Origin of the sequence: Embleya scabrispora DSM 41855 (assembly GCF_000372745.1) — a bacterium.
Lineage (GTDB): Bacteria > Actinomycetota > Actinomycetes > Streptomycetales > Streptomycetaceae > Embleya > Embleya scabrispora.
The window spans coordinates 1-10,619 of record NZ_KB889591.1 but is presented as its reverse complement, the minus strand read 5'-3'; the positions used below and the strand labels follow the sequence as shown (position 1 = coordinate 10,619).

General features: G+C 68.8%; 10 protein-coding genes and 3 pseudogenes. 5 read left to right on the top strand and 8 right to left on the bottom strand.

Annotated elements, in window-relative coordinates; all coding sequences use genetic code 11:
• Both A3IC_RS0109315 and A3IC_RS0109310 read right to left on the bottom strand, forming a co-directional pair.
• Positions 1 to 270: pseudogene (locus A3IC_RS0109315) on the bottom strand (hypothetical protein); the annotation flags it as partial.
• A gap of 236 nt (positions 271 to 506) precedes the next feature.
• Positions 507 to 731: a hypothetical protein gene (locus tag A3IC_RS0109310; protein ID WP_026218055.1), complete on the bottom strand. Its 225-nt coding sequence runs from the start codon at positions 729 to 731 to the stop codon at positions 507 to 509.
• A 105-nt stretch (positions 732 to 836) separates the two neighbouring features.
• On the opposite strand from A3IC_RS0109310, the gene A3IC_RS0109305 reads away from it, so the two are divergent.
• A complete protein-coding gene (locus tag A3IC_RS0109305; RefSeq protein WP_020549788.1) occupies positions 837 to 1,196 on the top strand; it encodes a hypothetical protein in 360 nt (119 codons plus the stop codon).
• 228 nt (positions 1,197 to 1,424) lie between these two features.
• Entirely contained in the window at positions 1,425 to 1,820 is a 396-nt protein-coding gene (locus A3IC_RS0109300) for a hypothetical protein (protein ID WP_020549787.1), read from the top strand.
• Here the strand turns inward: A3IC_RS0109300 and istB are convergent, their stop codons facing one another.
• The 6 genes and pseudogenes from istB to A3IC_RS68445 all read right to left on the bottom strand — a co-directional run bounded on the left by istB (position 1,821) and on the right by A3IC_RS68445 (position 7,341).
• Positions 1,821 to 2,612 (bottom strand): IS21-like element helper ATPase IstB, encoded by a 792-nt coding sequence (istB, locus tag A3IC_RS0109295; protein ID WP_020549786.1) that lies wholly within the window; start codon positions 2,610 to 2,612, stop codon positions 1,821 to 1,823. It lies immediately after the preceding gene.
• Positions 2,609 to 4,245 (bottom strand): annotated as a pseudogene (gene istA / locus A3IC_RS64475) (IS21 family transposase). The gene istB and the pseudogene istA overlap by 4 nt, the downstream one beginning before the upstream one ends.
• Positions 4,246 to 4,567: 322 nt before the next feature.
• On the bottom strand, positions 4,568 to 5,485 hold the full coding sequence (locus A3IC_RS0109285; RefSeq protein ID WP_158695866.1) for a hypothetical protein: 918 nt from the start codon (positions 5,483 to 5,485) through the stop codon (positions 4,568 to 4,570).
• 130 nt (positions 5,486 to 5,615) lie between these two features.
• Positions 5,616 to 6,260 (bottom strand): DUF6461 domain-containing protein, encoded by a 645-nt coding sequence (locus A3IC_RS62020; protein ID WP_020549784.1) that lies wholly within the window; start codon positions 6,258 to 6,260, stop codon positions 5,616 to 5,618.
• 186 nt (positions 6,261 to 6,446) lie between these two features.
• The gene (locus A3IC_RS53350; RefSeq protein WP_020549783.1) at positions 6,447 to 6,629 is read right to left on the bottom strand and encodes a hypothetical protein; all 183 of its coding nucleotides are present in this window, start codon (positions 6,627 to 6,629) and stop codon (positions 6,447 to 6,449) included.
• Between the two features lie 247 nt (positions 6,630 to 6,876).
• Positions 6,877 to 7,341, bottom strand: coding sequence for a hypothetical protein (locus tag A3IC_RS68445; protein ID WP_158695865.1), 465 nt, complete (start codon positions 7,339 to 7,341; stop codon positions 6,877 to 6,879).
• Here A3IC_RS68445 and A3IC_RS68440 point away from each other — a divergent pair.
• The 3 genes and pseudogenes from A3IC_RS68440 to A3IC_RS72960 form a co-directional block, all read left to right on the top strand.
• Complete coding sequence (locus A3IC_RS68440) at positions 7,271 to 8,485, top strand: glutamate ABC transporter substrate-binding protein (protein ID WP_321184110.1); 1,215 nt, start codon at positions 7,271 to 7,273, stop codon at positions 8,483 to 8,485. The two genes, A3IC_RS68445 and A3IC_RS68440, sit on opposite strands and share 71 nt — an antisense overlap.
• A gap of 94 nt (positions 8,486 to 8,579) precedes the next feature.
• Positions 8,580 to 9,428 carry a hypothetical protein gene (locus A3IC_RS68435; protein WP_020549779.1) on the top strand — a complete coding sequence of 283 codons (849 nt, stop codon included), beginning with the start codon at positions 8,580 to 8,582 and terminating at the stop codon, positions 9,426 to 9,428.
• Positions 9,429 to 9,502: 74 nt separating this feature from the next.
• Positions 9,503 to 10,261: pseudogene (locus A3IC_RS72960) on the top strand (helicase associated domain-containing protein); the annotation flags it as partial.
• Positions 10,262 to 10,619 lie beyond the last annotated feature (358 nt).

Below are 10,619 nucleotides of genomic sequence, written 5' to 3'. Positions count from 1 at the left end.
CCACACCAGGTCCTGGAGTTCGTTGCGCCGTGACGGCTCGAGTGGATGGCCGACCAGGATGTTGCGGGCGAGTACGAGCAGGTCGTCGTCGTGCATGGCGGCAAAGCCTGCGGCCATGCGCTCGCGTTTGGTGCCCTCGCTCGGGGGCGCCGGCAACCCGAGCACCTCGCACACACTCGGGAGGTCGACATGCCGGTGTCCGACGGCAATGCTCGCCGTGATGCCGTCGAGGAGGTCGCGCACGGCCGCGAGAAGCGTGTTCGACGCCATCGGCTGATGATGACAGGTCCCCTCGCTCCGAGAGTGCGACTCGATCGCAAACGCCGGCAGGCGGACACCGACGACAACGCCCGAGTGTTCCTGGCGTCGACGAGGCCGTCGACGTCGTCATCGACGGGTATCGTCCTCCCAAGCGAGATCGGCGACGCGTGGACCGACGTGCGGGGCCGGCTCGGCATGAGCCTCGACGACCTGCCGCAGGACACGGCGGCGAGCCCCGGCGAAGTTCAGTCGCCGTTCGACACCACCTCTTGGAACTGCGGGCAGTCGATCGCATGCCATTCGCGCACCACGACCCGGTCGCCGGTACCGATGACCTCCGCATGCCACGGAAGACAATCGGGACACGGCCAGATCTCGTACGGTGTGCCGTCCTCCGCCTCGGCCGGCAGGTCGATCGAGCCGACGGGAGCCGAGAACGTCACGTTGCCTCGTTCGGATGCATCTGCCACCGGACCAGTGTGCTGCCTGCTCTCGGGGGCCGGCCGGTCAGCAGTCGGCGCGTGTGGTCGGGGGCTTCGGTTGGCCACTTGAGCAAGGCCCGGCAGGGTTGGCGTATGACACGCGACGACCTCCTCACCATGCTCACCGAGCAGACCGCGGCATGTGCCCTCGCACGCGAGGCCCTGCTCTCCGAAAGCAGATTCGTCGTCTGGGACTGCCTCATCCCCGCCAACCGGCACGCGCACACCTACCGGACTCGGCTCCGACGAATGCGGCAGCGAAAGCCGGAGCACGCGATACCCGGCCTCGCCGAGACCGTCGACATCCTCGAACGCGCAGACGACGAACTTCTTCGCCTGGGCCAGATCAACACTCCGGATGGAGCATGGACGTTCATGCTCTTCCTCAACACTGCGGCCACGGCAGTCCTGGCCTGCGCCGGCATCGCCGCCATTCCGCGCGAGACGGACTGAAGGCAAGGCGAACCACCCATCTGCCCAACTCAACCGCTCACCGGCTTGGGTGAGGCATCGGAGTCAGCGCTGGACTGCGTGGCCATGACGTCTTGAGTTGGCCCCGGCGGGACGCCTTGAATCGGCCCCACCCGGGGGTGATTCCGGGGTTGGTGACGTCTTGAAGTGGCCCCGGGTGTTGGCTTGACGTGGCTCCGGGGTCGCTCGGTTCGGTGGGATGATCGGCCCGTGACAGCTGTCCTCCCGCGAACGATCCGGGCGATCGGGACCCCGGAACTGCTCCGCTTGGAAGGCGAGGCCGCCGATTACGGGTTCAGCCAAAGGTTGTCGGTCGACTGGCTGCGGCGGCACGTCACCGAAGACGCCGTGCACCACCTGTATCCGATGTTCGAACACCGCCTGGAACATCGGCCCGCGGTCACCCCGCAGTGGAGGTGCCAACTGCTGTTGTCGGTGCGGACCGGCGAACAGATCCTGAGCCTGCTCGATGTTCGACCGGCCGCCTTCGAGGAACTCCCCGAGACGCTGGACGCGCCGGCCAAAACCGAGATCGCGGCCCGGATGGACCGCGCGTCGTCGGTGCGCGAGTGGATGGGGAAGCGGAGCCGACCGCCGAACGGGTGACTACGCCGAAGCATTCGCCTGCATCCGGGCTTTGGTGTGGGCGAGTCGATACGATTCGGTGCCCGTCTCGATGATCGTGCCGTTGAACGTGAGCCGGTCCACGATCGCCGCGCACAGACGCGGGTCCGTGAACGTTTTCGTCCAGCCTCCAAACGATTCATTGGATGCAATGGCGACGCTGTTCTTCTCCTCCCGCTCGGTCAATACCTGGAAGAGCATCTCGGCACCCCTGCGGTCCAGTTCGAGATAGCCGAGTTCGTCGATGCACAAAAGGTCGACGCGTCCGTAACGAGCGATGGTCTTGGTCAACTGCTTCTCGTCGGCCGCTTCAACGAGTTCGTTCACGAGTTTGGCCGCGAGCGCGTATCGAACCCGGTATCCGGCCATCGCCGCGGCCGTTCCCAGTGCGATCAACAGGTGCGACTTTCCCGTGCCGGAGTCGCCGATCAGACAAAGCAGTTCGCCTTTGCGGATCCACTCGCAGGTGGCGAGGTTGTTCACCAGCGCCGGTCGGATGTTGGGGTTGGCGGAGTATTCGAAATCGGTCAGCCACTTCTGCCTGGGGAACCCCGCCGCGCGGATCCGCCGCTCGGACCGGCGGCGGTCGCGCTCCTCGCACTCGGCCATCAACAGCTCGGCGAGGAACCCCCGGTAGGACAGATGCTCGCGTTCCGCGCGCGAGACGGTGGCCTCGAACTGGCCGCGGATCGTGGGCAGACGCAGGACGCGGCAGGCGGTGTCGATCGCGGCGTTCGAGGCCGGTTCGGTCAGGCTGTGATGCGGGATCGTCATGACGAGTCCTTCCGGTTGAGCCGCAGTAACTGGTCCCAGTCGTTCAGAACGGGCGGCGGCCGGACGTCGCCGGGAAGCTGCGCGACCCGCCGCATCGTCAGGCTGGTCACCCGCTCCTGCGGGTCCGGAGCGACCGGCGGCGGGGCCGCGCGAGGGGACTCGGCGGCGACCGTCGGCGACCTGTTGCGGCCCTCGGCCGCCTTGCGGGCCTCCAACGCGACGACATCCGGGGTGTGGGAACCCACCGCCAACGCCGCCCGGATGCCGTCGACGACGTCCTGATGGTGCATGTGTCGGTGCAGCAGGAGAACGTTGACCAGGGCTTTTGCGCCTTCCCCGTCGCCGTGCTCGGATTTGGCGGCCGCCCACAAAGCCTCGTGGGCCGCGGTGAAGGAACCTTCCTTGCGAGCCTGGTCCAAGGCCTCGGAACCGGCCAACGCGCCGGGCTTGCGCAGCAGCACCTCCAGGTAGTGGTCCAGGACGAGGCGTTCCCCGCCCCGACCGGTCAATCGGGGGTGTCGTGCGATCTCGACACGTCCGTCGTAGGCGACCAGGTCGGTGGAACGCAACACCACCCAGACCTTGCGGCCGATGAAACGGGCCGGGACCGAGTACCGGCACATCCGCACGGTGATCAGCGCGTAGCGGTCGACCCGCGGTGTGAGGACGAGGCCGGTCTCGAAGGCGTCGTCGGGAAGGCTCATCAGCAGGCCGGCCTCGTGGAGGAAGTCCTGGCCGATCGTGCGGATGCGCAACCCGATCCGCCGGTTCTCCTCGATCGCCTCGAACTCGCGGATACGGACGTTGAGTTCCTCCAGAGAAGCGACTTTCGGAACGGGAGTGAGGTAGTTGCGGCGAAAATAGCCGACCTGCCCCTCCACCCCACCCTTTTCGTGGGCGCCACGCAGACCCGGCTCGCAATAGAAGGGAGTGAATCCGTAATGCCGGTGGAACGCGGACCATCGGGGGTTCTCGTCCCGGGAACGGCTGTGGAATACGACCCTTCTCACTGCCGGGTGAGGTTGTCGTAGCGAATCTGACCGCCGGGCACCCCGCCGAGAACCGACAAAGCGTGGACGTGCCCTTCGAGGAATGCCTCCTGCCCACACGAGACGGTGATTCTGTGAACCGCTCTGCCCGAGTAGGCCATGCGGAACGCGAAGAGAAAACACTTGGTGAGCGTCCCGCCGAGATCGACCCACAGCTCACCGAAATCGACTTCCGCGTCCGCTCCCGGACGGTTGTGTCGAACGACGAATCCCTCGGCCGGCGCCCCCGCCTCGGCCGCGATCTCCGGGCGCCGGGCCGTCACATAGTCACGCACCGTCGGATACGAGATCCGGGCATCGAGCTCCTGCTCGAGCCGGGCCACGATCCGCCTGGTCGTGTGGCGTTGCTTGCTCGGCGCGTCCAGATCCGCGCGCAACCAGTCGTCGATGGTCTTCTTGAACGGGTCCAACCGAGGAGACTTGCGGACCGGACGCTTGCGCGGTTTGGGCACCGGCGACGACAACGCCTCACGGACGAGACGGCGATGGACACCATGCCTGCGGGCCAACGCCCGCACCGACAAACCGTCCCGCCACGAGTCGTGACGTATGCGCGAGAAGAGCTCTTCCTTCGACAAGGACATGGCGGCGTCCCCCAAGCCGGTGAAACACAGTCAGCGTCCCACCGCAAGACCCCGCCCGGGGCCACTTCAAGCCGACACCACCCCCGAACACTCCAACGCGCCCCCCGGGTGGGGCCGATTCAAGGCGTCCCGCCGGGGCCAACTCAAGACGTCATAGCCACCCAGGCGCGACGCGTCTGACATGCGCCCCTCGCTCCTGCACGAGAGGGCGCATAGTTCATGGTTTCTGCGCACGAATGGCGTCAATTCGATACGCCAACGACAAAGCCGCCCGCTGGTAGATCGACCATGCGACCGCTCGTCCCGACACGGCGCCACGGCGTCAGGCGAGCCCGGGCGGCTTCGGACCCTGTGGTGTCCACGCCCCGGGAGGCCCCGCGGTCGCGCGACCCGGATCCTCGCCCTGCTCGCCGTCGTTCCCGGCGTTGATCTTGGAGGCGCTCTGGTAGTAGTCCGACCACGCCTTGTAGGCCTTGAGCTCACCAGCCCCGGGCTCCCGGCCGGTCAAATCCCGGACCAGCGCCGTGACTTGCTGAATGCGTCTCGATCCCTGGGCGTTCTCCATCTCCAGCACGCGCGCGTATGCGGAACCCACGGACTCCAACCGCCGATCGAGTTCCGCGTCCCGGCGGAAGCCCGGGGAGATGCGCACCGCGTGGAGCTCCCGCAGCACCGTGGTGAGGCGGTCCTTACCGGTGAGCTGCGCTGGCATCTGCCCCAGCCCGTCCAGCACGTCGACGACCTGCTCCAGGGCCTGGGCGTGCGCAAGATCAGGCAGCGAGGCTCGGTAGCTGGTACGAGAGCGATGCAACGAGGTCAGAGCGTCCCACAGGCCGTCGTCGGTGGACGCATCGTCGGGAATCTCGGGGAATGCGTCCAGAGCGAGGAGCAGACGCGCCAGTGGCTTGGTGACCTTGCGTGACCCGTTCGGCTGGAAGATCGGCTTCAGCGACTTCGTGAGGTCGTTGCGCGCGGCCAGCAGTGCCTTGTGGTTGGTGCCGCCGAGGTCCATCAGGCACTCGATCGCGGTGCGGCAGACGGACTGCGCGATCACGTACGGCCGGTGATGCTGACCGGGGTCGGAGAGCATGTCGTGGGCGTCGCGCAACAAGTCCAGTGCCAAGTCCCCCTCGCCTTCGGGGCCGAGTGCCCGCAGGCGCTCCACGAACAGGGAATCGTGAGCCAGTAGGGCGGTGTCGTTCGCTGAAGGCCGGGCCGGTTCGAGCTCACGAGAATCCACGTCCGGCACGGTAGCGAGACCGGACGCCTGGAGCCACCCGTTTCGTTCGCGTTCGGGGCCAGGGCCGTGGTGGGTGATGGCGCACACGACTTGCGACCGGGCCGACGCCGACGCGAAGCAAAGCCACGCCTCAGTGTGCTCTGATCTCTCTGCTGCCCGGCGTGCTCCATCCGTTCGTCGCCGGTTCAGGGACCGCGGCGGTGAGTGCCGGGCCGCTCAGCATCTCGGCGGTCAGGGCTACGCCGGTCACCTCCTCGGCGAGGGCGAGCAGCATCGCGGCCGCGTGGACGACGTACTCGGGCTCGTCGTCCGGGTCGTCGAACTCGGGGCGGGGGTCGAGGCCGATCCGGCGCATGGCGTCCGTCAGGCGGTCGGGCCGGCTGCCGAAGCGCGTGCCTGCGTCCAGCGCGTCGAAGTCGGTGCGAACGTCCCCGTCGACGATGTGGGTGAAGCGGTGGTGCGCGAGGACGTTGGTGTACACGGTGACCAGTTCGGTCCCGGCCGACAGCGCAGCCGCCGCGTTCGCTCCCGGGCCATCGTGCCAGTCGTCCTCGATCGCCACGGTCCAGCCGCCGAGGTCGTGCACGCAGACCAGCTGCCACGATTGCGGGTGTAAGGAACGCTCCTCGAGTGTCATCGACCTCGCCGTGCGTGGATCGGCGCCGAAGCGGCGCAGGACCTCGTCCGGCTCCAGACCCCGGACCAAGGTGATGCGGTAGTAGACCGGTAGTCCGGGTTCGTTGATCCACGCGTACGACTGGTGACCGACACTCATGCGTCATCCTCCCGGCGGTCCTCGGTCCCGGGCACGGACGAGCCGGGCGGCGAGTGGGCCGAGCCTGCCGGTTCGGGCCGACATCGCGCGGCGAGGCCCCGATGAGGCCGATGTCGAAGAGCGCCGGCAGGCCCGCGCATGGCTCCGCGATCGCGGCGACGAGACCGACCGGCCGGTCGAGGGACGTCAGGGGTTGAGGACTTCGTCCCGGACGTTGCCGCCCTCGACCCGGGTCCACAGCCACCCGCGCAGTGACGTCGCATGGCGCAGGCCATCGTGGGGGCCTTCGCCCGAGTCGGGTTCCCAGTCGTCCGCCTCGTAGAGAAGCATCGGGTTGTCGACCGCGATCAACGAGAGGTGCCACTGCATCGAGCAACCGCCGGACGCGAGGGAAGAGCCACGACGCCGGCACCCCGCCCGCGGTCACGTTCGTCCGCGCGAACCGCGGACGGCCAATCCATCAGATGTCCCCGACACGCGATTGCCGCGGTCGATCGACGACCTCGGTGCGGACGACGGAGCAACTTTCCTCGAGACGGTCGCCACGCCGACCGGTTTCATGTTCGGTGCGGGTGATGGCCTTGCTCGCCGTCCCGGGCGCCGGCGGGTTCATGGGCTACGGGGTGGGCGTGAACGAGGCCGTGTGGCGTCCACGGGGGTCGATCCGGAGTCGGTGGTGTTCACGCCCGGGTCTGCTGGCGTTCTCGAAGTCGCGCCGGACGTCGACGAGTTCGTCGGCGAGGCGGCGCGGGCCGGACTGTCGGCTGGTGCCGTCGGCGTGGATGGTGGCGACGGAGCCGTCGCCGGTCCACAGGGTCAGCGCGTCGGGGAGGTCGCGTTGGCCGAGGTCGGACGTGGGCAGGGTGAGGCCGATCGCGAAGCAGGTCGCGGTCGGTGTGCAGAGGCGCCACGTCGCGGGCGAGCAGGCGCTCGTGTGCCGCGGGGCGGCCGGCGTGAACCTCGTCGAACCGGCTTCGACGCCCGCAACTGGGCTCTGGCCCGAGTTCCGGATGCGTACCCTGCTGCCCGACGGGCCGGATGTCGCCCTCCGCAATCGGTTCGGCGGTGTCGAGTCGCTCACCGATTTTGCACAGCGGGTAGCGAGGTGGCAGTGGAACAGGGGATGCGTAGGGAGATACCCACACCTGACGCCCGTCGGGACGCGAGGATGGTGTCGATCGAGCCCGGGGCCGTGCGCGGATCGTGCACGCGGCACCTTGGACGGGCTTCGTACAGGGAGGACGTGGCGCGCGATGCGCGTACAGCCGGTGAGGCTGGCAGTCGGGTGTCTGATCATGGCCTTGCTCATGGGGACTGCGACCGGGTGCGGTGGTTCCCCGTCCACGAGGCGCCCGACGCCTGCGGTGGTTGTCGGGGCGCCGGCAGCGACGGGGCCCACCACGCCGTCGGCGGCGCCGCGCGGGTGTGATCCGTGGGCCAGTCTGCGGCCGACGGGCCCCGACGGGCCGGCGATCGCACGGATCCGGCAGCGCGGACTTCTGATCGCGGGCGTCGACCTCAACAGTTATCTGTGGGGGTCCGTGGACCCGGCGACGGGCGAGGTCGTCGGCTTCGACATCGACATCGTGTGGGCGATCGCCCGCGGGATCTTGGGTCCGGGCGCCCGGGTCAAGTTCGTGACCACGTCCCCCGAGCAGCGGGTCGCGCGGATCCGGGCCGGAGACGTCGACGTGATGGTGCGGACGATGACCATCACGTGTCAGCGCATGACCGAAGTAGCCTTCTCCACCGTCTACTTCCGCAGTGGCCAGCAGCTGGTGGTGCCCAAGGGGTCGCCCGTCCGGGCCTTCGACACGGGGCTGCGGGGGCGGCGGGTGTGCGTGGGCGCCGGCACCACGGCTGTGGACTTGTTGGCGCAGGCGAACCTCGGCGCGATCGTCGACCTTGCCGACAACCATCTCGACTGCCTGATGCGCTTACAGGAGGGACAGACCGACGCGATTCTCACACACGGTTCGCTCGCCGCGGGACTGGCCGCGCAGGATCCGATGATCCGCGTTCTGGAGCCACGCCTCGACGAGACGTTGTACGGGGTCGCGATGAATCCGAACGACACCGACCTCGTCCGACGGGTCAATGGGATCCTGGAGGACTACCGCGCGGGTGGCGCGGACAGCGCGTGGCTGGTCTCCTACCGGAAGTGGCTCGCCACGAACCTGTCCGACCCGAACGCGGCCCCGCCGACCGCGCGCTACGTGGACTGAGCGGTAGGCCACACGAGCAACGCGTTCCCGGGCGGGCGTGCATTCGCGAGTCGCCGGCCCCGCTGTCCGCGATGATGTCGGCTACCGGATCGAAGTGCACGACGACCGGGTCCCGCCCGCGCTGGGGCGGTTGTACCTCACCGCGACCCCGCGGGTGTGGGAGCCGGCCGACGTCAGCGCCTACGGCGAGGGCACCGGCCGCGGCGACACCGGCCGCCTGCCCCTCGACGCCGACGACGACGTCTGGGACGACCCCGACACCACCGCAACCGACGACCTCGAGAACGACGGGGCCGACCGGGACGACCGGGCCGACGAGGACGAGGACTTCGACAACCGGAACAACCCCGAAGACGAGGACGACGACGGTGCGCGGCCGGCGCGGATACGTGGGGGGCGCCCGATCCACTCGTCGATGCCCGCCCGAACGATCGCGTCCATGGACGACGAGGCGATCTACGGCCCCACGGTCCACCGCCTGGAACTCGCGGCCGGGTGCCGTCTCGGGCTGCTCGCCAGGCCGCGCATCGTGGTGGTCGACGTCGCCGACCCCACCGTCCGGGACCTGGCCGCAGCGGGCGACATCGACCTCAACCGGGGCCCGGGCCGGCGCAGTCTGGAGGAGGCCGAGGAGTACCGGGCCGCGCGCCTGGCCGCGTTGCAGGCGGCGGTGTTGCGGGTGGCGGCCGAGTTGGGGTTGAGCACGGTGATCGCCTATCACGCGCGGACCGCCGAGGCCCAGGCGTGTGCGGAGACCCTGCCCGATGTCGCGAAGCGGCTGCACGAGAGCGACCCGGGAACGTATCCGGAGCGGTGTGGGCGGATTGGTTGTGCGGGGAGCACGAGGCGGAGCGTCAGCGGCGGGTGCTGGGCGAGTTCGCGGCCCACACCGACCGCGAACCCCCCGCCCTGTTCGAACTCCCCGCGACCGGTGGGGCGGTGACGCGGCGGGCGGTCCTGTCGAACGTGCGCGTCCTGGCCGAGGACGTCGATCTGCGCGCGGACGTGGTCACGTTCATGGACCCCAAGCTGAGCGTGATCGAGATCGTCCAGGCCATCGGCCGCGTCCTGCGCCAGGAACCCCACGAGGGCCGCGACGCCACCATCATCGTGCCCGTCTTCCTCGCCGCCGACGAGAAACCGGACGACATGCTCGTCTCCGACCTGCACGCCCTCGCCGCCCACGACAGCCGCGTCCTCGACATGCTCGCCACCCCCGCACCCAGCGGCACCCGCCACCGACACGCGTCCCTCGCCGACGCGGAAGACGACGCCGAAGGCGAAGGCGACGACAGCGAGACCGCCGACGAGGGCCCCGAGGACGACGGTGTGGGCGACGACAGCGAGGAGCGATTCCTCGTGCGGTTCATGACCGAACACGACCCCGCGCTGCTCACCGAGTTCGTACGGTTGCGTGTCATCGACCCCGAGCGCCGGGACTGGCGCCACGGCTACCTCGCCGCCCGCCGCTGGCGCGCGATCCACGGCGACCTGCGCGTGCCGCTCGAGGCGATCGACTACGACATCGAGAGCGGCACCAGCCACCCCTTGGGGGCGTGGATCAGCGAACAACGCAGGGCGTGGTCGGTCGGGGCGATCAGCCGGCGGCGGATCGAGATGCTCGAGGCACTGGGGATGGTGTGGAGCGTCGACGACGCCGCGTTCGAGGACGGACTCGCCATGTACCGGGCGTACTTCGCCATCCACGGCCATCTGGCCGCACCCAAGACCGCCACCGTCAACAACCACCCCGTCGGACAGTTCCTCGCCAACTGCCGCCGCCCCCTCGAAACCCGCAAGAACCCCGACCGCTGGGCGCAGCAGTGGGAACACCTGGCCGAGATCGACCCCGACTGGAACCCCACCGGACACCAGGACCCCGCCCGGCGGTGGCCCCTGGAATGGCAACGCATACTCGCCTCGGTACGACTGCATACCGAAGCGGGTGGAAGCCTCAACGAACTCGTACCCGGACACACCGTCGAGGGCGGGACTGTAAAAAAAGTTCGGCTCTGTCTCACATTCGGTGGTAGCTCTCTGTGGTGGTCATGGGAGGAGGATGCGGCGGCGGAGGAGGTGGAATCCTGCCCGTCCGTGCATTTGCCGCATGATGCGTTTCGTACGGGTGTTGACG